Genomic DNA, 21,895 nt, shown 5'->3' on the forward strand with positions numbered 1-21,895 from the left:
ATTTACTCCCCTCTAATTTTCATTATTTCTATCCCATTTTATAATTAAAAATTGAAATTTTTTTATCAAATAATCTATTAAAAAACCAACTACACCTATGGAGAAAACTCCTACCAACATAATATCCGGTTGAGATAATTCTCTAGCATAGGATATTGAATATCCAATTCCAGATGTCGCAGCAATTATTTCTGCTGTTATAACACTCATCCATGCACTTCCAATTCCAATTCTTAATCCTGTAAAAATAGATGGAAGCGCCGAAGGAAAAACTATTTTTGTCAGTACCTGAAATTTATTTTTTTCTAATATCTCAGAAACTTCTAGGTACTTTTTATCTGCTCCTTTTATACCATGAATAGTATTTATAAGTATTGGCCAAAAACTTCCTATTGTTATTACGGTTATTTTAGAAGCTTCATCTATACCCATCCATAATATAAGTACAGGAACCCAGGCTACAATAGGAATAGGTCTTAAAAGACCTATAATTAAGTCAACAGCTTTCTCTGCTATTTTAAATAATCCAATCAATATTCCGCATATTATACCTAAAGAAGCTCCTATAATATATCCTTTTATCACCCTTAATATACTTATAAATAAATTTCTAGCCAAATCACCACTTTGCAACATATCCAAAAAAGCTAGAAATATAGTATGAGGAGACGGAAGAACAGACTGTCTAACAAGTCCTTTATTACTTAGCAATTGCCATATTATAATTACTATTACAGGAACTATTAATGCAATAAGTATATTTCCCAAAAGTTTAATCTTTTCGTTTAACTTCAATTTTATATTCATTTTATTCACCCCATCATAATATAGGAAATATTTCAATTATTCACACTATTATTTTTGCATGTTATCACATATTTAATCTATAAGAAATTAAAAAGCTGTTTTTCAAATAAGAAAAACAGCCTAAATTCAAATTAAAAGTTTTAACTTAACTATTTTTCTTATCTCTCAGAATAGTTATATTCTGCAGGAATTGACACCGATACATATATAAATGCCGGTTGTCGGGCTTCATAGGGCCAGTCCCTCTGCCTCTCGTGATAAGATATTACTTAGTGATTTATATTCAAAATATATAACCAACTTTGTTAATTTTAATATTCAATTTTATTATTTCTAAAAAATAAAATTTCTATTCTCTAGTTACAGAGACAGAAATTTTCCACAGTCCCACTCTGCTTACTGCAAATAATTACTTTTATAATTCACTAATTTCATGTATTATTATATCAAACAAAAAAATACATATCAAATACTTAAAAAATATTGAATTGATATAAATAAAATATAAATCAGGTGATTATTAGATTCAGTTGGAGCTTGCTCATAACTAATACTTTTCTTAATCTTAATTATTGTATCAAAAGCGAGGTGAATATTTTTATGGATATCAGACAACTGAAATATTTTTTAGCTATAGTAGAAAATGGCAGTATAACTAAAGCTGCAGAACAACTTCACATTGCACAACCCCCACTTAGTCAACAGTTAAAATTGCTTGAAGAAGAACTTGGAATAAAATTGATAGAGCGCAGCACAAGAAAAATAAAAATAACTGATGCAGGTAGAATACTTCAATACCGCTCCAAACAAATTTTAGGCCTGACACAAAATACAAAAGAGGAATTAAATAACTTGAAAGAAGGATTTAAAGGCCTGCTTTCTCTGGGAACTGTGCCGTCTTCCGGAACTACAATACTATTAAAAAAGCTTAATGAATTTCATCACGAATACCCCCATATAGACTTTAAAATACGTGAGAGCAGCACTCCTCAAATTTTAAAACTACTTGATAGAGGTACTATAGAATTAGGCTTAGTATTTACTCCCTTTAATTCTGAAAAATTTGAATCATTACTATTACCCAGCGAATCAATGATAGCAGCAGTAAATCAAAGTGCCTTTTTTACAAATTTCAAAGGTAAGATTAGTTTGAATGATTTAATAAACAAGCCTTTAATAGTTGATCATAAATTTAAAGATATGTTAATTTCCTCATGTCAACAAATTGGATTTGAACCAACAATAGTTTGTGAAAATGAAGATGCCCGTGCAGTACTGCTCTGGGCCAATACTGGAATTGGCATAGGTATAGTTCCAGAATCTGCCTCAGAGCTCATTCCAGGTTTAAATTTAAGATATATTGATATAAATGAACTTTCTTTAAAGACACGTCCTGCTGTAGTATGGATTAGAAATAGATATTTATCTGATGTAGCTAAAGATTTTTTAAGAACTTTCAAAGTAAGTTAACATAACAAGCGGAATAAATCAACTAGACTTATGTGATTTACACTATATGTTGTTTCTGATGGCATAAGCCGACCCTCCCGTTTGCCAAGATATGCTGACTTGTTAACAAGTATGTTTTCAGTTATTTGCTCCTTACTATTGCTTGTGCAGACAATCAAGAAAAAGGTGCAGACTAATAAAAAAATAAGAAGAATTGTTTTTGTTGTCCTATAAAAATCCCCTCCTTTTAGATTGGCTTATTCTGGATAGGAATAAAACTCAAAGCATATATCACACTACCAAATAACAGACAGGATATAATTTGAACAAGAATAATGTTATGAAATATAACCATATTGAAAAACCACACTAAGGCAGCATTAAGCGGTGAAAAAATCATTACTATAATAAATATATCAACTATCCACCCGTACCATTTACCTTGAATAAGCATCATTGTGTGCAATATGCAGCAGAATAAAAACAATACTGCGCTAATTTGAAAAAAAGCACTTAACGACCCGTGAGAAGCAAAGCCCAGTACATCCAATAAATCCACTGTATCGGAGAGCTTTCCACTTAATACAATAGCTTTATCTATAGTAAGGCGGGTAATAATACTTACTGCAGCCGCTATAACAATGGCGGGAATGTATGAAAATATAGCACTTTTGAAAAACTCTTTTCGTCTGCCGCCAAGGTTCATCAGTTTAGTAAAATGTGCAGTTGGAATAAAAATCGCCATGCAGAGCGGTAACAAAAAAGGCAATTACCTACTGGGGGTAATACCAGCAGCCGTGTCATGTACTGAAAAGCATATACCATATAAAGGAAATTAAGAGCCTAATTTATCATTTGCAAAGTAGGCTCTTGTATTTTAAAAATTTATTTATGCTTGTCCTGAAATAGTATAAGTATCTATTGGAATTCTTTCATTCATATCTAAGTCAAAATTTCCATATGGATTTACATGATTATATATTAATGGTGTTAATGCTCTAAAATCTTCAGGTTCCATCATATCGTACCATTTCTTTTCAGATAATACTTGTTGTATCATTAGTGTATTTACGTATACCAAGCAATTTTGCAAGAGATGAAGACTTAATACTGAAAGTTCCTGATCTTCGATTCTATTTGTTGATATTTCACCACTTTTACCATAGAAGATAAATGAGTTGGCTGAGTTCCAATTTTCAACTACATTAAGCCCCTCATGAATCTCTATTCTTAGAGATTCTGAATTTAAATATTCACAAAGGAATATAGTTTTTATAGCTTTTCCTAATTCTGCAAGAGCTAGATATGTTGGATGTTTCAAATTATTTCTAGTAAATCTTTTTAATATAGCTTCTGTTTCTGCTGTGCCTAGTCTTAAAGCTGTAGCATATTTTATCATTTGATCGTATTGTTGCCTTATAAGTTCCCAGTTTATAGGTCTTGTTAATACTTGTTGCAAATTAGGGAAAAGTTCACTTATTCCAGTATCAGGTCTATATAATTTTTGTGAATGTATTGCTTTAATTCTAGGCATCAAGTTAAAACCTAATATATAACAAAACCCAAAAGCAACTTCACTTTGACCATGAGAATCAACAAAATTTTTTTCTATTTCCATATCTGTACAATGTTTTAATAATCCTTCTATCATTGCAGATACCTCAGAAGATGAACACTGCTTTAATTGAGAGTATATGCAGGTAGAATTTTTTTCAACATGCCAATATATCATTACACCACGTCCACGATATCTAATATGCCATTCCGTCATGAGATTTTGATCCCAAGCTCCAAATTTTTTACTATCAGAAGCACAAGTTGTTGTTCCTTCACCCCAGATATCTTCTACTCGACTTTTAAGTATTGCATTAACTACTGCTGATATTGCATTATGTAAGTTATCTTTATTTATAAATTTTCTTTTTATATAAAGTAAATCTTTATAACTTTCCCCATGATTTCCTGATGAAATACGCTTTAACCCTGTATTTGTTCCTAATCCATATAAAGCTAAAATAAGACGTTTTTGAATTAAGGATCTATCCAATTTTTCGTATGCAGCTACAGTTTTAAAATTATCAGTAAAGTTTATCCTTAGATCTGCTTCTTTAAGTACGTCAAGTAAATTAGTCATTGGCCAGTGTCTCATAATTTCAGCTTTTATTTTTGACAAATTCAAAGGTTCATCTTGTGGCTCACTGGGAGATAAAGTAATCCAACCTTTGTTATTTTTATTTGATATACGTACTTTGGGATTCTTAGGAATGGCAATATCTAGTTTGTTTAATGCATTATACATAGATTGCTTAATACTACTTATAAACTCTTCTGAATCTAACGGTTGTTTTAAAGCTTTATAATTTTCTTCTCTATGTTCTTCAAAGTCAGTTGGTAAGTCTTCATCAGGATTTCTATATCTATTTGCACCAACTACCCATATTTCTTTACAACGTAATTTATCTCTTAAAGCCTGTAAAGTAACAATTTCATAGTTTATTCTATTTATGCGTTCATGGCCACTATCATCAGTTTCTATAACCGCATCTCTCATAGATGTACGAATAACACCATCAATTGGTATAAATTCATTGCTGGTAATATAATGGGTACCTATATTATAATATTTTTTGATAATATCCAAAGCTTTTATAATCGGTTGATATATTTGATTATTTGAACAAAATTGTAGAGTGCCAAGTATTTCTGGAACCATTCTTCTATAATGATTACTATACGATGATCTCATAATTGTATACACTTTTTGTTTATATGCAGAACCGGTAGATTTAAACTCCTTTACTAAATCTTTTAATGTAGTCTCACTTACAATTGGGAATAATACTTTCTTTATTGTACCATCTGGATTGTTTATAGCTGCATCTGCCATTTTAAATAAAATATTTGTTTTCCCGTTTACACGTCTAAAATCATTTAAAAATTCTTTATCTACTTTTCGTTCAGCTCTAACGCCTATCCTATGAATAATCTGTATTAAAAGTTCAATAAGATTATCTGTAATTTCTCTGCTTCTAAGCCAAAAAAACATGATAATAAAGTATATCGAAGTGGTTTTGAATGTCTGCGAAGCTCTCGTAAATCTTCTGAAACAGCTCTTAATTTATATTTTTTGAGGGATATTATTAAAAAGATCTTCAGGAAGATTAATTTGTTGAATTGTTTTAAGTTTAGTTACTTCTTTAAATACACTTTCTAATCCGATACGCCCTGGATCAGCTCTCAAATCACTAAAAGAAATATTATCTGAATTACTGTAATTTACTTCATTTTCCTCATAATTAGTTAAATCATTAATTAAAGCATCCATCTTATTTAATGATTCCTTTGATAATTTATCAAAAGTTTTTTGAAAAAATTTATTTTCATAAGTAAAAATAGCTGATTTAGTTATACGGTCTATACGTTCAGGTGTTGGAGGTTCTATTTGTAATTCTCTAAATCTACTGTATACAAGGTCTTTTAGAACATCTATATCAGCATAATGATAAAAAATATATTTAGATAACCAATTTGATATGATATCAGCATCTTCTGAAGTAGGTTCCCTAAATCCAAAATATTCTCTAATTTGAGACTTATGATTATAATAAGTTCTGCTAGTCATATCATAATTATCAAAAAGGTTTCCTTTGACTTGAACTTGCTTTGCAATATACTCTAATACCATTTTAGGTATCTCTTTTTTCGAATTTGGAAATTTTCCTTCATACTGAAAAAATTTTAAAAGTGCCATAAATCCTAGTTTGGTTTCACCAATTTTATTTCCAATAAGAAACATTTCATTTGGCATAATTGTAAAATGATCAATTAAATCATCTAATTCCCAGTTCCTTCTCACAGAATATCACCTTCCATCTATATAATTTGATATTTAATAACAATAATATCATGTAAATGTAGTAAAATAAACGCTCATTTAATTTACTGTTTTTCTTTTTATACTACAAAACGTAAATAAGCCATTTCTATAGTTAATAAACTTGGTAACTAAATCAAAGTGAAGATATTGACTTAGTTAACCATTTACTTTACTATATTTAGTATAAATTGCTATGAAAGGACGTTAAATAATGATATTTGGATATGCAAGAGTTAGCACTCAGGAACAAAATTTAGATAGGCAGATAGATTCTTTAAAAATATCAGGTGCAGAAGAAATAATACAAGAAAAAATCACAGGTACAAAGGCAGATAGACCTGAATTGAATAAATTATTGGATAAACTACGAAAAGGTGATGTTATATTAGTAACTGATCTCACCAGATTAAGCAGGAGTACAAAGGATTTATTTAGTTTAGTAGATCATATTGAAAAAAAGAGTGCTAATATTAAAAGTTTGAAGGAAAGTTGGCTGGATACTACAACACCCCAGGGAAAATTGATGTTTACTTTTATGGCTGGAATAAGTCAATTTGGAAGAGATCTAATAAGCCAAAGAACAAAAGAAGGTCTTGCTGCAGCAAGAGCACGAGGTAGAAAAGGTGGTAGAAAACCAAAGCTTGACGATAATAAAAAGAAAGCAATATATGAATTATATCAGCAGAAGAAAACAACAGTAAAAAATCTATGTAATATGTTTAATATAAGTAAACCTACTCTCTATAAAGTCATAGAAGAAATTAGTAAAAGTAAAGTATCATAGAGATATTATAAAGTTATAATTAATACGCAGTTGTAAAATATGACGACTTAATTATATTGAAGTATTAAAATTAAGTATGCTGAATTGAACCATTAATGATATAGTTTTTGTTTCTCCAAAATTATAAAATGGTCCATATTAACAACTAATATGAACCGTTCTTGTTAAAGTTTAATTTAAGTAATGGCTATTAAATTTATATATTATAAAACTTCATTAATTTTTTTAGAGAACGTACCTAGATTTGTGTAAATCAAATCTAGGTACGTTCTTTTTATGTATGTAGAACTGGTAATAGTGGTAATAATAAGTATAAATAATTTTTGAAAGGAGATTAAATATGAATATACTAGAAGTACCAGACATTGATTTAAAAAAGGAATTAAAGAAGTGTAATAGTATGGAAGATTTAGTAGGGAAAAATGGACTTATGCAAAGGCTATTTGGAGGTATAATACAGCAGTTTTTAGAAGCAGAAATGGAAGAACATCTTGGAAGAGAAAAATATGCAAGGCTCTCTGATGAGGATAAAGACTATAGAAATGGATACAGTTCTAAAAACATTAGAACCAGTTTTGGCCCGGTTAAAGTAGACGTACCAAGGGATAGAAAGTCTGAGTTCGAACCTAAGATAGTCAAGAAATATGAAACTGTCTGTAATGAACTTGATAAGAAAGTTATAGGTTTATATGCACGTGGTATGTCTGTAGATGATATAAAATCAGAGATAGATGAACTTTACGGGGTAGATATATCCCCTGCAATGATATCCAAAATTACAGATAAGGTCATGGATACAGCTCTAGCATGGCAAAATAGAGCCCTTGATCCAATGTATCCTATAGTATATATGGATGCTCTATATTTTAAAGTCAGAGATGAACATAGAATTGTAAATAAGGCTGCCTATGTCTGCATGGCACTTGATGTAAAAGGCCATAAAGACATTTTGGGAATATGGGTTGGCGAACAAGAAGGAGCAAAATACTGGTTATCTGTATGCAATGATCTTAAAAACAGGGGTGTTAAAGATATTTTAATAGCCTGTATGGACGGTCTTAAAGGACTTCCAGATGCAATTAAAGTAGTTTTTCCTGAAATTAACATACAAAATTGTATAATACACCAGATAAGGAATTCTATAAAATATATACCATCAAAGAATGTTAAGACTTTTATGAAGGATTTAAAAGAAGTATATAAGGCAGTTAATGAAACAATGGCAAGTAAGTCATTACAATCACTGAATGATAAATGGGGAGATAAGTATCCTATAGTTGTACAGTCGTGGCAAAATAACTGGGAAAATCTATCTACATATTTTGATTTTCCTCAAGATATAAGAAAAATAATATATACAACTAACGCCCTGGAAGGTTTCAACAGGCAGCTTAGGAAATTCACTAAGATAAGGACTGTATTTCCTACAGACGATTCCCTTCTAAAAGCCCTATACCTGGCAACCGAGCAGATAATGCTGAAATGGACGGCACCTTCTCCAAACTGGGCAAATACGCTGGCCCAATTAACCATAATGTTTAAAGATAGAATAGAGCCATATATATAAAGATAAAGCCTGTACTATTTTATATAAAGATGAATAATAATAGTATTATTGCTAACAATACTATTATTAGAAAGCTAAACCACACTATTATTAGTTATTTCCTAAAAAATAAAAATTACTACAGGAATTTAATCCTATAGTAATTTCCAAATAAATTTTATCCCGTCTATTCTATTTACACAAACCTATGGACGTTCCCTTTTTTATATAATTATTAAGAGATATTAAATGTTTATTTAATATAAAATGTTATTTTGTATTTTGGTACTTGGAGAATATCAAATCCAATTACGATCAATTTCCCGTTATTATTTAGCAGTCCGTTTGCTTGTTTAAGAAAACTATCCCTATTTAAAATTTGAACAGATGATATTTTCATAGTAGAAAGGTCTTGTATAATCTGTTCTTTTGTTGTCCAGTTTCCCATGCTCTGTGATGTTGTACTAACCCATTGAGTTACTCTTGGCAACAAGTCCCTAATATCAAGGACTGATGTCTTTTTAGGATAAATAATATCAACAACATTAGATAAATAATCATCTGGACCTGGTTCACTACTATATAAACGTAATGAATTTATGTCTTGGAATTTTTTAATTGAAGTAAAGTCATTTTCCTTTAACTCTGAAATTCTGTACACGCCTAAGTCTATGATGTTATTCGCTGGAGTTGTCCACAATTGCTTTTGCCTATCCAGAGATAATGCACCAACAATTCTAAGTAAAGATAATGCATCTCCAGTACCATCTAAAGTAGCCTCTGCTAATCCAGGATAGTAACTGAAACCTCCTTTACTTTCAATATAATATTTTTCAAATTTATTTCTTACGATATTCTCCATGAACTCCTTGGATTTATTTTTATTTTCAGTGGAAATGCCTTGCCACAAATAATTTGTAATCAAGCTTATTCCTTGATACCTTGTTAAGTTCCAGTCATGTAGTTCACTCAAATTTGCATCTTTAGGTGCAGGCTGAGAAAGTTTATTAATGGCTGTTGTTATTATCTCATTATTATAGCGTAAAGGAAACTCACTATGTATATTGTCTCCATTTTCATTTACAAACAACTTGATAATATGGAAAGTAGATCCTAAGTCCCCAGAATCTAAAAGCTTTCCGTTGCTCCTTAATCTTGGGCCCCAAAAGCCTGTTTTACTATCTTCATTATTGTATAGCCATTGTAAGAGTGCTTGTTTCCACTCAGGAGAAAAAGTGTATAAATTAGTATGTTCAAAGTCGTTATAATAGCATAGTTCAGCTATTTCAACATAAGGTGTTCTTGGAAGTTTAGATGCTATAAACCCAATTGTAGATAAGTCATCTAAAAAGGGCTTTAGCTTTTCAGGCGAATTGATTTGATTCAAAAATTTAATTGGATATTTAAGTTTTATAGGCTGACCTGTATCATTTGATAAAGATTCAAGATGCTTAATCATGTTTAAAGTTGAGCCAATATATGTAAAAAGTGGGTAAGAGTTATCCATAAACGCCCCCGTTTTAGGATTTTGTAGACCAATATAAAACTCAAATTCCTCTTTTTTGCTAGTGAATTTCGGAACTTTTATTAAACCTTCTTTAGTCTCTAACTGCTTATGTATTTGATTCAATTTAGAAAATGCTGTTATGTAATGTCCCTTATCGAGATAATAAGCACATCCAAGCATTTTAAATTCAAATTGCCCCATATAGTAGCCTTCAGCTTGAAGTTTGCTGTTTAAACGAAATATTTCTGAAATTGATGTAACACTTCTATAAATAAAACTTCCTAAACAAATTAAAATTATCATTACAAATATAGATATTATTATAATTAAACGTTTTTTTTTCATTATATTTAACTATCCTCACTTTTTCTTATTATTAATTATTTCTCGAATATAATCTAAACTTTCTTCAGCCCAATAAATGTGAGATTCAACATCATGAAAACCTCTACTAAGTGCTATTTTCCAATAATAAACTTCATCCTCTCTATCAAACATTTGTAGATATTCTCCAAGTTTATTTTCAACTGATTTAAGGTTTTCATAATCTCTTTTATACTTTTTTAATCTTTCTTGAAGCTGAAAAAATAATTTTTCAAAACCTACATTTGAGGATAAAAAAACTCTCGATAAAAAAGCATTACGGTTATCCTCGTCTATTTCATCAGGGACATTAGTAAGCCATTCTTTCAGGTAGGATAACCCTTGTTCAGTAATGCTATATATACGCTTAGATGGACCCTTATCACTTGGTTTTACTACAGAAACTATGTAACCTTTTTCCTCTAATGTTTTTAATTCACGATAAATTTGACTTGTTTGAGCTGACCAAAAAAAGTTAATAGAATCATCGAAAATCTTTTTCAAATCATAACCAGTCATAGAAGCATAATTTAGCAAACCTAATAGGGTGTATGATAATGACATGAAATCACTCCTTAAACTATTATACATTTACTATAGCATAAGTAGAATAGATAATCAATTTTGAAACAAATAACGTTTTAAGCATTTATAAAAAGACTGAATTTACTCATTTATGCTAATTACTCATTATTCGTAATTTGCGGAGTAACCTACTCTAAAAGCAAGCTTATCTTTAAGTAAACTTGCTTTCAGAAATATAACGGATTTACCTTATTTTAAAATAGGTATTCTTTCATCCATATTCAATTCAAAATTGCCATAAGGATTAATATATAATCACGTAAATCCGTATGGCAATTTTGACTTAGATATGAATGTAAGAATTCCAATAGATACCTATAAAAATTCAGTACAAGCATAATAGAATTGTTATATAGAAATCTACTTTATGTTTACATTAGATCTAAAGTAGATTCCTACTTTGCCCCTTTATATAGTAATGACTTCAAACAAATATAATGATATACTAAGTATATACTTTATAGGTAAAGGAAGTTGTTGCTTTTAATAAATACAAACACCGAGAAATAACTGGAACTAAAGCTATGGAAGAACAGTGGGGAGGAAAAAGTATATGATCACCAATAACACTGAAGGAGAAAAGTGGAAAATATCGACCAGGTTTCAAACTATCCTTATTGCTTTTGGTATAATATCTTCAATTATCTATGTTATCACCGACATAGTCGCATCTGTTATGTGGAGTGATTATAGTCGTACATCACAAACTATCAGTGAATTAATTGCGGTCGATGCGCCAACCAGACTGTATGTAGCTATACTTTTTATTATTTATGATCTGTTGATATATGCATATGGTGTTGGTATTATACTCTCTTCAAATAATAAACGAGCCCTTAAAATTGCAGCATTTCTGATTATTGCAAAAGAGATTCTTGGATTGGTGGCTACGTTATTCTTTCCAATACATCTACGAGGAGTGGAAGGTAGTTTTTCGGATACGATGCATGGAATTTTAACAGCAGCAGGAGTTTTTCTATGTATGTTTCCGGCAATGATAGCAGGATCGATATCCTTTAAAGGGGTATTTAGGGTCTATTCAATTATTACAATGATATTGTTTGTTATTTTTGGCATATTGACTGGCTCGGATCAACCTAAATACGCTTTAAATATGCCTACACCCATGATGGGTGTTTGGGAGCGTATTAATATTTATGGATACATGTTATGGATTGTAGTATTGTCTATTAAGCTTTTAAGATTGAAAAGAGTGAACGAATCGTCAAAATAGATAGATTAAATAGGAAAATAAGTATTTAATATTGTTTCACTTAAAACAAGTAATCTCTAAAAACAGCTATTTTACTGGATTTTTAATGCTGATTTGCACTTCATAACACGTTTGCTGGTATTAGGCCTTATAAATGAAGTCAAATATGAAGCCAAATAACTTTATTTATTAAGAAAGAGGGTATTATAGTGAGAGCATTTCAATTGGTAATAGCAGTTATTACTGTATTAATGATGTTTGGCATGTTTGGAATGAGCATATGGATCAATTCCAAGTTTTCAGTCAGTGGAGTAGCCCAATGTTACATGCCAATAAATATTATTACTACAGTGCTTGTACTTATAACCGTAATAACGATTTTTATAAGGAAATAGTTGGGGTAATACCAGTAGCTCTGTAACCAGGGGCAAAGTAAATTATTAATAGTCGTTCTGAGTATTTTCAATGTTACACAACACACTTTTGTAACATTCACTTTCTTTATTTAGCAGTGATGTTATCTATTTTATATGAAAAGCAAGTATAATGGGTTGCTACTACAATAATTAGTGGCAGCTTTTGTGTATAACGAATAGTAATGTTCTTTATATACTAAAGTAATTATTGAATTTTTGTGTTCAAGAAAAGAATATTGATGAATATATCAAACAATTATATAGAGAATCTTCTAACTAAGTTTAAATTTTATTGACATACCTCGAATATCTATGTATAATTTATTACATAGATATTCGAGGTATTAATAGTTTAGGAGGTGTACATTTTGAATTTTGATAAAAGTCTTATAGCAGGGAGTACAGTGCTTATGGTTTTACATCTGCTTGGTACTCAAGATATGTATGGATATCAAATGGTGAAGGAGTTAGAAAAGCGTTCAGAAAACACTTTTACCCTTAAGGAGGGTACATTATACCCTATACTTCATTCTCTTGAAAAAAACGGATTAGTTGTTTCGTATGTATCATATGGACAATCAGGAAGAAAACGGAAATATTATCAAATAACAAAGAACGGGAAAAAACAGCTAGCTGACAAAAAAAAGGAATGGTTGATATTCAGCGAAACAGTAAATAAAGTCATTAGGGGGAGTATTTATGCACTATAATAACGATAAATTTATTCAAAAAGTATGTGAACAGATAGGCTTTAAAGCTGCTCGCAAAGGAATAGAACAAGAATTAAAGGCACATATTGATGATAATATAGAACAGTTTATAGCTCAAGGTTTAGATGAAAAAACTGCAATTATAAAGGCTACTGAGTGTATGGGAGATCCTATTGAAATAGGAGAAGCACTTAACAGGATACATAGACCTCAAACTGAGTGGGGTGTGATAAGTTTAGTTATTTTACTTAGTATATTTGGTATTGGCACAATGTTTTTTATAGGAGATTTACCGGCTGGTAGTAGCAGTATATTTGGGAAAAAACAAATTGTATATGCAATACTTGGCATGGGTTTTTTAGTTGGAATATACCTATTTGATTATATGAAACTTTGTAAATATGGTAGAAAGATATTTTTATCTGGCATTATTTTAACCATTACTACTGTATTATTTGGTACCAATGAGAATGGTATATTATGCTTAAAGATGGGAGAGATTACCTTTACAACAGCGTTTATTTGCAACTTAATGTTTATGATATATGTTATTGCTGAATTAAGCAAATGCAGGGGAGAAGGAATAATCGCTTTTTTAAAAATATGCTCATTATGTGCAATATCACTTATTTTATTGTTTTTTAATATGGCATTTGCTCTTAGTCTTATTATGCTAATAGTATATGCAATCATTCTTACAGTTGCTGCAATAAAAGGGCATTTCAATTATGAGAAAAGATGGAGTTACATATGTGCTACATGGGGAATTAGTGTTATATCATTAATTGCACTTATTCCACATATGATGTTAATTAATTACAATCCGCATAATAGTGAATATTCGACTAATATGGTAAGCAAGTACTTGGAAGGCTCTCAATGGATTGGAAAGTCTGCATTTTTAAATGCGCATGGATGGAGGTATTTACCTAAACATTGGGCGGACTATTTTTTAACAATAATTATCACTAATTTTGGATGGATTATTGGATGTCTTATAATATCATTTCTTATAGTACTTTTCAGTATCATGATATTTAGAACATTAAATTTAAAGAATACTTATGGATTTTATTTGTCAGTGGGAATAGTTGTTTATTTAATAATTAATTTTGTTTTAAATATTTTAATAACAATGGGCTATGTTAATAATTTAGATTGCAACCTATCATTTATTTCCTTCGGTGGAACAGACTATCTTAACAATATTTTTGTTGTAGGGTTGTTTCTATCAGTTTGGAGGAGAAACTTGATTATGCCATCAGATATGTATAGTAGCTTAACTCACTATAATTAGTAATATTAAAATAAGCTTATTATGGAACAAAAATATGTAGGGGGCAGTATACATAAAGAATTTGGTACGATTTAAAGGGGGATAAATATGAAATCACAGATAAAGGACAATGGAGTGGTCGAAAGGAAAGCTCTAAAACGAAAAATCAAGATATTAATATGCACATTATTAGTATTAATACTTGGAATTGTGTATGAACAAATCGGAGAACTTTTGGATAGTAATCGATTTCAACCACCAGGAAAAATTATAAATGTAAATGGACATAATATGCATATTTTTGCAGAAGGAAAAGGCAATACAACAGTAGTTTTTGCATCAGGATGGAAAATACCATGCCCATATGTTGATTTTTATCCACTATATAGTGAAATATCAAAACGTACAAGAATAGCTGTGTATGATAGACCAGGGTATGGATGGAGTGAGGAGGCAAATACTCCTAGAAATATTGATGTTATAGCAAAGGAAATGCATGAGTTGCTTAAAAAATCGGGGGAAAGAGCTCCTTATATACTCGTTGGACACTCTATAGGGTCACTTGAAGTTATAAGATTTGCTCAATTATATAAAAATGAAGTTAAGGGCGTTGTTTTGATAGATGGATCAAATCCTAATATGTATTCAAATGCGGAAAAACCGTCAGTACTCGTTACTCTGCGTACATCAATATTTAATAATTCAATTTATTTATTTAATAAAAGTGGCATAGCTAGATTACTATTAAATCTAATACCAAATTTTTATTCTTCAACTGTATTGGTTACTGCAAGAAATAATTTTCAATTTGCTCCAGAAAATTTTAAAAAGCTTGATGCGGCAATGTTCTTAAAAACCTTTAATAATAGAAATCAAGTTGATGAAGCTAAGAATAAAGAGGTAAACGCTAGTAAAGTAGCATCAAATGGCTATATAAAAGATATACCTCTCAGAATAATCACATCTGAAGAAACAAACAGTTATAAAGAAGCTGGAAAAAATCAACGCAATTTTAAAAAATGGTCTGCAAATAGCAAGCAAATTATTGTGAAAGGAGCAGAACATGCCGTTCATTGGGGACATCCAGAAGTGATAAATAAAGAGATATTGGATTTACTAAACAACTGATATTGGTGATAGTGAACCCACATAAAATTAATATTATATAAAAAAATATTGCTCATTGATGATGATAAAACATATCTCGAAAGAGGTAAATATGATAATGTACTGCAAAAAATTACAGGTTATTGGAGTTGGAGATGTTGAACTCTTGCATCTTACAAAATAAGTTCCGTTAATTCGGAATATTCTTATATTGTTTACTGACTTAACTAAAGCAAAAATACTCTAGTTTTATTTTATTTGAAAGTACCATAAACGTTGAATTAAATAACAATGTTAAAGAAAAAGATTATGTTATTGAAAAATTAAATACCCAAACAACCAAACTAAATATCAAGAATGGCGAAGATATTCAATCTGTTAAAGATAAAGCAGAGCTGCAAAGCGAAAAGGAAATATTAGAATTAAAATCACAACATCAAGAGGAGAAACAGGAACTACAAAATAGGTATAACAAAGAAATTGAAGGATACCAGAATAAATATAAAGAATTATTAAAGGAGATGGAACAGAAGAAGGCTTCACGTACAACTACCACCAGAAAAAAACAGACTTCTAATACAAAAACTACTGAATAAACCACACATTCATTTTACCTTCAGGAGTAAAAAGAGCATCCGTGTCATGTATTGAAAAGCAATGAAATATATGATAAATATTAATAAAAAACAGTATGATTGATAATCATACTGTTTTTTATTGGCAAACAATCTTTAAAAAGTTGATTTACTTTAATAATGTAATAATACATTATTTTCAAATGTATGTAAATAAATATAGATGCTATTAGGGGCAAGTCATATTCCATATATTAGACATAAAATATATAAAGTTTAAATTTTTAGGGAAAATGATGTATTTTCAATGATTAACATTAATTAGTATTTGATATTAATACTCCGAAAATAGGTGCCTGGCATAGGTGCTTATTTTTTTACTTTAGATTTGTACCCCTATATACTAGAGGCTAAAAACCTATTATTTTCAATAATCAAATTTATAGTTTTATACCTCTAAGTAGGTAAAGTATCAAGGTATGTGCGATAGGCATAAAGTTGATAATTTTTACCAATAATAAAGTTTTTTTATTAAATATTTCAAAACAAAATAAAAGATTAGTAGTTAATTTACTAGCCTTATTATCGGACATTATTTTTATTTATTATTTCAAGGTCTATCATTTCCTTCTGTTCTACTTCAGTTAAATCTCCAAAAGTTCTAAAGACAAATCCTTGGTTTTTCAAGTATGCTATTATTTCAGGCAGAGATTCTACTGTAAAATGCTTATAATATGTGTCATGCATAAGTATTACTGCAATTTTTTTATTCTGACATTGATTTTTAACATTTCTTTTTATTTTCTCAACAGATACTTCATGACTGTCTGCATCACCTGAACAAACATTCCAATCTACATATTTTATTCCCTTATCATTTAAAGTCTTTTTTATTAAATTTAAGTTTGTTTTACTGATTATCAGATTAGTTGAGCCGCCTGGTAATCGAGTATAATTTATAGGTTCTTTATTTGTTATCTTTTTTATTGTACTTTTACATATTTCATAATCATTAATATAAGCATCTAAACTTTTATATATTTTTTTATAATTATGAGAATAAGTATGAACTCCTATACACATACCACTATTACTTAATTCTTTTAGTGCTTCAGGATTTTCTTCAGCCTTTATTCCAACCACAAAAAAGGTAGCCTTTATATTGTTGTCATTTAATATTTTTAATATTTTTCCTGTATTATTTACGCTTGGCCCGTCATCAAAAGTTAAGAATACTTCTTTAGGGCATTCCTGAATATTTTTAGACTTATTGTTGGATAGAGCTAAATTATCGGTATATCCAACACTCGAACAATTTGAACATATAAATAGTATTGTAATTATGAGGATACCACAGCGTAAACCACAAAACTTTTTCATAAAAAAAACACCTTCTTTAGTTTAAGAATATAAATTTATACCTCAAACTTATCATTACCTTTATTCCATAAATGATTACGGTAATTTATTCTAAAACTGTTTTAGGTATAAATGTTTTTCTGTGAAAATCATTAGAGTTTCAAAATGTACCTGTACTATGGGTGTGGGTGAGAGGTATAATTGATGGGTAAATATGATTAGATATAAAAATTCATTGAATTAAAATTTCCTTGTACCATTTCAGGAAAGACGGATGATACAAGGAAACAAAACAATTAATGACTTTTTTAATATACCCTTCTTGGGGTGCAGCCAACAAAACCGACAAAACCCACGTTAAGAAAATTAATCCCATAAACGAGGGCTTTCCCTCTCTTTTTATTTTTGTAAGATAATTTTAATGATATAAGAAAGGATACGAGGTATGAAAAATAACACAAACAATAGAACTTATAGTTTTTTAAACTTTTTTAGAAGCGAATCTTTTAGTGGAATAATATTATTAACTTGCACTGTTATTGCAATCCTACTAGCAAATTTTAATTTTGCTCCAATTTACAATGAAATATTACATAAGAATATAACAATTGGGTATAAAGCAACATCTGTATCAATGCCAATTTCTCATTGGATTAATGATGGATTAATGGCAGTATTTTTCTTTGTAATTGGTATGGAAATTAAGAAAGAGCTGTTAATTGGGGAGCTTAAATCCTTAAAAACAACTATACTGCCAATTGCTGCTATAGGTGGAATAGTTGTACCTGCAATTCTCTATGCATTATTTAACTATAATCAACTAACTATCAATGGCTTCGGAATTCCTATGGCAACGGATATTGCATTTGCATTAGGGGTAATTTCTTTAGTTGGTAAAAAAGCACCTAAGGGGATTGTAGTTTTTCTTACAGCTTTGGCTATAGTTGATGATTTGGGAGCAATTATTGTAATTGCAATATTTTATGGCACTGAAATATCATGGTTTTACTTTTTATTAAGCTTAGCTATTGTTGGTGTGCTTATATTAGCAAATAAATTTAAAGTGAAATCTTCAGCTATTTTTATTATTATTGGAATTGTACTATGGTTTACTATGTTCAAATCAGGTATACATGCTACATTGGCAGGAGTATTACTTGGAATGATAATACCTGGTTCAAGAGATGAAGAAGTATTTAAAGAATCAATGCTAAATAAACTTGAACATGCAATATCACCATGTTCTTCTTATTTAATTATGCCTATATTTGCATTAGCTAATGCAGGAGTAGTTATAAATATGAGCAGTCTTTCAACAATTATGTCAACACCTGTTAGCGTAGGAATTATTTTAGGACTTTTCTTAGGAAAACAATTGGGTATATTTGGAGTTTCAACAATATTAGTAAAATTAGGTATTGCTAAGTTTCCTTTAGGAGTAAACCAAAAACACTTATATGGTGCAAGTGTGCTTGGAGGCATTGGATTTACAATGTCAATATTTATTTCATCTTTATCATTTTCAGATGAAGCTATATTATCTACAGCAAAGATAAGTATAATAGCAGCTTCGCTTTTATCTGCAATATGGGGATTAATAATTTTTGCACTTATAAAACCTGAAACTGATAATGTGAATATTGTTTAAGGATATATTTTTTGTATATTAAAAAGTAAATCTATGATATTTTTTGTTACACAATATTCTATGTGAATTTATGAACATCACCAGCTTAACATTTCTTAAATAAAATACATTGGTCTTCTATTATAACTATGTACTAAAGTATAAGATATTATTTTGAAATTATTTCATCTAATCTTTTCCTCAAAGTTGCTTTGTCTAATTTATCTACTGGTAGATCAATAAGTAAATTAATTCTTGTATTTAACTCATTTCTTATTTTTTTAAAGTGAGTAACTGTGTCTTCCTCGTTACCTTTAAAGTCTCTTGGGTCAGTTATTCCCCAGTGTACATAAATTGCATCATTGGGTAAAATAGGACATTCATTTTTGGCCTTATCACATAATGTAATAACAAAATCAAACTCTTCATTTAAAAATTGTTCTACTGACTTAGGTTTGTAATTACTAATATCTATACCCATTTCTTTCATGACAATTTTGGCATGAATATTAATATCATCGGCTGGCTGACTTCCTGCACTAAAAGCAATAAATTTATCTTTACCCTTGTCATTTAATATAGCCTCTGCCATTTGGCTTCTTGCAGAATTTTGAGTACATAAAAATAATACTTTCTTTTGCATAATATCACTCCCTAATTCTTTTATGTAATCATTCATAATCATATGATAGATTATATTAGTTATCAATAATTATAACAATTATTTAGCATATATTTAACATTATAAATATAATGATACAATAAATTCATAATATCCAGTTAATCTTACACACTAAAAAATAAAACTTTGTATCTTAATAAATTCCTAAACTAGTTTGGACAGTTACAATTATGTACGATAAGAGATAACACCAGTAGCTCTGCAACCGGGGGCAAAGTAAATTATTAATAGTCATTCTGAGTATTTTCAATGTTACACAACTTATTTTTGTAACATTCAGAATGGGCCAACAATAGGGATTAAAAGAGATTACATAAAAACAATGCTATTGAATGTTACATAATCTTAGGTATGATGTTACTATGTAACATTATATCCTAAATAAATTTATAGATCACAATTCAGGGAGAAATAAAAAATGAACTCAGTAGAACCAATAAGGGATATTAAATCAATTAAAAATATGAGGGCAGTTTTAAAGAGTCAATCAACTAGAAATGAATTACTTTTTATACTTGGTATAAATGTTGGATTAAGTGTGACTTGTTGCTAGACAAAGGAAGGCGAGGGTCTTCTACAAAACTAGCCTAATTAGCTGGTTAAATTCAGAAATTAGAACTGTTATTGTGAAAGGTAGAATGATAGGGTAACGCCTTGAAATGCCTTCTCAAAGGATACGATTAGCGTTTTGATGAGTAAACATCAGAGGGTTAAAAGCTCGTTAAATGGCTTGAGAGCTACCGTAAGTAAATACAAATATTTACACGAAATGCGAACCAGAGGTGGTCGAGTAGTGATAGAGCTAGGGTCTATAAAATATCTATGGTTAGGATGTTCCAAAGGGAACTGACGAAATCAGGAATGTACGGGTCTAAACAACGAATACCTAGAAATGGGTATAACACATATGTGTAGTGGGTGTGGATTAGTAAAACTTTAATCTATGAAAATCCATATAGTGTTAAAGGCATTATCAAGCCTACAGGCTCATACTGATGACCTACGGATATATGTACAGATAGCAATAACGGAACAAGGAAAGCTTAGAATATGGAGGTTTTATTACCGAAGAAGTAGTGATAAGGAAAGCAGTCAATGTATAACTTATCTTAATCTAAGTGAGAGTGGTGGCATGAAGCAGTGAAGTTTCTGTAATGGAAATAGAGCAATAGCCACTAGACAAGTTGTTATTTGAAAATTAAATACTGAATAATTCAAGGTTCTGGTATGACTAAGAGATATGAAATCCCCAGAAGGGAGAGTAATAGACTTGAAGGAAAGCTTATTAAAGAAGAAACAGAAACTAAGAAACAATGAATACTATGACATGCAAGAAATATTTGATAATTTGTATAGCCAAAGCAGTAAAGATAATAAATTTACTAACCTGATGCAGTATATAGTCTCTGAACAAAACATCCTACTAGCTTATAGGAATATCAAGAAAAACAAAGGCTCCATAACTGTGGGGACAGATGGTTTAAATATTGAATTTATAAAAAATATGGGTATTGAAAAATATATCAAATATATTCAAGATAAATTTAAAAATTATCAACCTAAAAGTGTAAGACGTATTGAAATCCCTAAAAACAATGGTAAAACTAGACCATTGGGGATACCCTGCATAGATGATAGAATAATGCAGCAATGTATCAAGCAGATTTTAGAACCAATATGCGAAGCTAAATTCCATAAACATAGTTATGGTTTTAGACCTAATCGGTCAACAGAACATGCCATAGCAAGATGTTATAAACTAATAAATAGAGCAGAATTACATTACGTCGTAGATATAGATATCAAAGGATTTTTTGATAATGTAAACCATAGCAAATTAAAAAAGCAGATGTGGCATTTAGGAATTCAAGATAAAAATCTATTAAGCATTATTGGAAAGATATTAAAATCAGAAATTCAAGGTATAGGAATACCAACTAAAGGAACGCCACAAGGTGAGTTATGCGAAGCTTTGCATAAGCCACCTTATGCAAAGTTGGAGATTATGCGAA

Annotated in this window: 17 protein-coding genes, 2 pseudogenes and 1 riboswitch; of the genes and pseudogenes, 12 read left to right on the plus strand and 7 right to left on the minus strand. The window is 29.9% G+C overall.

What is annotated here, in order from left to right:
* Window positions 1-12 precede the first annotated feature (12 nt).
* Window positions 13-807 (minus strand): ABC transporter permease, encoded by a 795-nt coding sequence (locus BS101_RS19105; RefSeq protein WP_073540253.1) that lies wholly within the window; start codon window positions 805-807, stop codon window positions 13-15.
* Between the two features lie 155 nt (window positions 808-962).
* A riboswitch (SAM riboswitch) is annotated at window positions 963-1,071 on the minus strand.
* A gap of 336 nt (window positions 1,072-1,407) precedes the next feature.
* Between BS101_RS19105 and BS101_RS19110 the strand changes: the two genes are divergently transcribed.
* The gene (locus BS101_RS19110) at window positions 1,408-2,277 is read left to right on the plus strand and encodes a LysR family transcriptional regulator (RefSeq protein WP_073540254.1); all 870 of its coding nucleotides are present in this window, start codon (window positions 1,408-1,410) and stop codon (window positions 2,275-2,277) included.
* Window positions 2,278-2,503: 226 nt separating this feature from the next.
* Here the strand turns inward: BS101_RS19110 and BS101_RS19115 are convergent, their stop codons facing one another.
* Both BS101_RS19115 and BS101_RS19120 read right to left on the minus strand, forming a co-directional pair.
* Entirely contained in the window at window positions 2,504-3,001 is a 498-nt protein-coding gene (locus BS101_RS19115; RefSeq protein WP_073540255.1) for a hypothetical protein, read from the minus strand.
* A gap of 144 nt (window positions 3,002-3,145) precedes the next feature.
* A pseudogene (locus BS101_RS19120) lies at window positions 3,146-6,112 on the minus strand (Tn3 family transposase).
* Between the two features lie 232 nt (window positions 6,113-6,344).
* On the opposite strand from BS101_RS19120, the gene BS101_RS19125 reads away from it, so the two are divergent.
* Together BS101_RS19125 and BS101_RS19130 are read left to right on the plus strand one after the other, a co-directional pair.
* Window positions 6,345-6,917, plus strand: coding sequence for a recombinase family protein (locus tag BS101_RS19125; RefSeq protein WP_073540256.1), 573 nt, complete (start codon window positions 6,345-6,347; stop codon window positions 6,915-6,917).
* Between the two features lie 340 nt (window positions 6,918-7,257).
* Window positions 7,258-8,484, plus strand: coding sequence for an IS256 family transposase (locus tag BS101_RS19130; protein WP_073538466.1), 1,227 nt, complete (start codon window positions 7,258-7,260; stop codon window positions 8,482-8,484).
* A 232-nt stretch (window positions 8,485-8,716) separates the two neighbouring features.
* On the opposite strand, the gene BS101_RS23510 is transcribed toward BS101_RS19130, so the two are convergent.
* Window positions 8,717-10,315, minus strand: a complete 1,599-nt coding sequence (locus tag BS101_RS23510) for a hypothetical protein (protein WP_073540257.1) — start codon at window positions 10,313-10,315, stop codon at window positions 8,717-8,719.
* Between the two features lie 15 nt (window positions 10,316-10,330).
* Window positions 10,331-10,897: a PadR family transcriptional regulator gene (locus BS101_RS19140; RefSeq protein WP_073537620.1), complete on the minus strand. Its 567-nt coding sequence runs from the start codon at window positions 10,895-10,897 to the stop codon at window positions 10,331-10,333.
* Between the two features lie 574 nt (window positions 10,898-11,471).
* On the opposite strand from BS101_RS19140, the gene BS101_RS19145 reads away from it, so the two are divergent.
* From BS101_RS19145 to BS101_RS19165, 5 genes are all read left to right on the plus strand, one after another.
* Window positions 11,472-12,152: a DUF998 domain-containing protein gene (locus BS101_RS19145; protein ID WP_073540258.1), complete on the plus strand. Its 681-nt coding sequence runs from the start codon at window positions 11,472-11,474 to the stop codon at window positions 12,150-12,152.
* A 188-nt stretch (window positions 12,153-12,340) separates the two neighbouring features.
* A complete protein-coding gene (locus BS101_RS19150; protein WP_073540259.1) occupies window positions 12,341-12,526 on the plus strand; it encodes a hypothetical protein in 186 nt (61 codons plus the stop codon).
* Window positions 12,527-12,915: 389 nt separating this feature from the next.
* Window positions 12,916-13,257: a PadR family transcriptional regulator gene (locus BS101_RS19155; RefSeq protein WP_156876097.1), complete on the plus strand. Its 342-nt coding sequence runs from the start codon at window positions 12,916-12,918 to the stop codon at window positions 13,255-13,257.
* A complete protein-coding gene (locus tag BS101_RS19160; RefSeq protein WP_073540260.1) occupies window positions 13,247-14,554 on the plus strand; it encodes an FtsW/RodA/SpoVE family cell cycle protein in 1,308 nt (435 codons plus the stop codon). Before BS101_RS19155 ends, BS101_RS19160 begins: the two co-directional genes overlap by 11 nt.
* Window positions 14,555-14,641: 87 nt before the next feature.
* Window positions 14,642-15,661, plus strand: coding sequence for an alpha/beta hydrolase (locus BS101_RS19165; protein ID WP_073540261.1), 1,020 nt, complete (start codon window positions 14,642-14,644; stop codon window positions 15,659-15,661).
* A 1,136-nt stretch (window positions 15,662-16,797) separates the two neighbouring features.
* On the opposite strand, the gene BS101_RS19170 is transcribed toward BS101_RS19165, so the two are convergent.
* On the minus strand, window positions 16,798-17,595 hold the full coding sequence (locus tag BS101_RS19170; protein ID WP_073540262.1) for a polysaccharide deacetylase family protein: 798 nt from the start codon (window positions 17,593-17,595) through the stop codon (window positions 16,798-16,800).
* A 424-nt stretch (window positions 17,596-18,019) separates the two neighbouring features.
* Between BS101_RS19170 and nhaA the strand changes: the two genes are divergently transcribed.
* A complete protein-coding gene (gene nhaA / locus BS101_RS19175; protein ID WP_073540263.1) occupies window positions 18,020-19,222 on the plus strand; it encodes a Na+/H+ antiporter NhaA in 1,203 nt (400 codons plus the stop codon).
* A 148-nt stretch (window positions 19,223-19,370) separates the two neighbouring features.
* Here the strand turns inward: nhaA and BS101_RS19180 are convergent, their stop codons facing one another.
* Window positions 19,371-19,844 carry an arsenate reductase ArsC gene (locus BS101_RS19180; RefSeq protein WP_073540264.1) on the minus strand — a complete coding sequence of 158 codons (474 nt, stop codon included), beginning with the start codon at window positions 19,842-19,844 and terminating at the stop codon, window positions 19,371-19,373.
* A gap of 457 nt (window positions 19,845-20,301) precedes the next feature.
* On the opposite strand from BS101_RS19180, the gene BS101_RS24310 reads away from it, so the two are divergent.
* From BS101_RS24310 to BS101_RS19190, 3 genes and pseudogenes are all read left to right on the plus strand, one after another.
* On the plus strand, window positions 20,302-20,436 hold the full coding sequence (locus BS101_RS24310; protein WP_278335251.1) for a hypothetical protein: 135 nt from the start codon (window positions 20,302-20,304) through the stop codon (window positions 20,434-20,436).
* A gap of 390 nt (window positions 20,437-20,826) precedes the next feature.
* Window positions 20,827-21,027 carry a hypothetical protein gene (locus BS101_RS23025; protein ID WP_156876098.1) on the plus strand — a complete coding sequence of 67 codons (201 nt, stop codon included), beginning with the start codon at window positions 20,827-20,829 and terminating at the stop codon, window positions 21,025-21,027.
* Window positions 21,028-21,123: 96 nt separating this feature from the next.
* Window positions 21,124-21,858 (plus strand): annotated as a pseudogene (locus BS101_RS19190) (reverse transcriptase domain-containing protein); the annotation flags it as partial.
* Between the last annotated feature and the right edge of the window lie 37 nt (window positions 21,859-21,895).

The sequence above is a fragment of the Clostridium kluyveri genome, assembly GCF_001902295.1.
Lineage (GTDB): Bacteria > Bacillota > Clostridia > Clostridiales > Clostridiaceae > Clostridium_B > Clostridium_B kluyveri_B.

What these genes read in the sequence shown, in the direction of transcription:
- BS101_RS19105 (WP_073540253.1), bottom strand. Translation starts at nt 807, where the DNA reads ATGAATATAAAATTGAAGTTAAACGAAAAGATTAAACTTTTGGGAAAT.
- BS101_RS19110 (WP_073540254.1), top strand. Translation starts at nt 1,408, where the DNA reads ATGGATATCAGACAACTGAAATATTTTTTAGCTATAGTAGAAAATGGC.
- BS101_RS19115 (WP_073540255.1), bottom strand. Translation starts at nt 3,001, where the DNA reads ATGGCGATTTTTATTCCAACTGCACATTTTACTAAACTGATGAACCTT.
- BS101_RS19125 (WP_073540256.1), top strand. Translation starts at nt 6,345, where the DNA reads ATGATATTTGGATATGCAAGAGTTAGCACTCAGGAACAAAATTTAGAT.
- BS101_RS19130 (WP_073538466.1), top strand. Translation starts at nt 7,258, where the DNA reads ATGAATATACTAGAAGTACCAGACATTGATTTAAAAAAGGAATTAAAG.
- BS101_RS23510 (WP_073540257.1), bottom strand. Translation starts at nt 10,315, where the DNA reads ATGAAAAAAAAACGTTTAATTATAATAATATCTATATTTGTAATGATA.
- BS101_RS19140 (WP_073537620.1), bottom strand. Translation starts at nt 10,897, where the DNA reads ATGTCATTATCATACACCCTATTAGGTTTGCTAAATTATGCTTCTATG.
- BS101_RS19145 (WP_073540258.1), top strand. Translation starts at nt 11,472, where the DNA reads ATGATCACCAATAACACTGAAGGAGAAAAGTGGAAAATATCGACCAGG.
- BS101_RS19160 (WP_073540260.1), top strand. Translation starts at nt 13,247, where the DNA reads ATGCACTATAATAACGATAAATTTATTCAAAAAGTATGTGAACAGATA.
- BS101_RS19165 (WP_073540261.1), top strand. Translation starts at nt 14,642, where the DNA reads ATGAAATCACAGATAAAGGACAATGGAGTGGTCGAAAGGAAAGCTCTA.
- BS101_RS19170 (WP_073540262.1), bottom strand. Translation starts at nt 17,595, where the DNA reads ATGAAAAAGTTTTGTGGTTTACGCTGTGGTATCCTCATAATTACAATA.
- nhaA (WP_073540263.1), top strand. Translation starts at nt 18,020, where the DNA reads ATGAAAAATAACACAAACAATAGAACTTATAGTTTTTTAAACTTTTTT.
- BS101_RS19180 (WP_073540264.1), bottom strand. Translation starts at nt 19,844, where the DNA reads ATGCAAAAGAAAGTATTATTTTTATGTACTCAAAATTCTGCAAGAAGC.
- BS101_RS24310 (WP_278335251.1), top strand. Translation starts at nt 20,302, where the DNA reads ATGAACTCAGTAGAACCAATAAGGGATATTAAATCAATTAAAAATATG.
- BS101_RS23025 (WP_156876098.1), top strand. Translation starts at nt 20,827, where the DNA reads ATGAAAATCCATATAGTGTTAAAGGCATTATCAAGCCTACAGGCTCAT.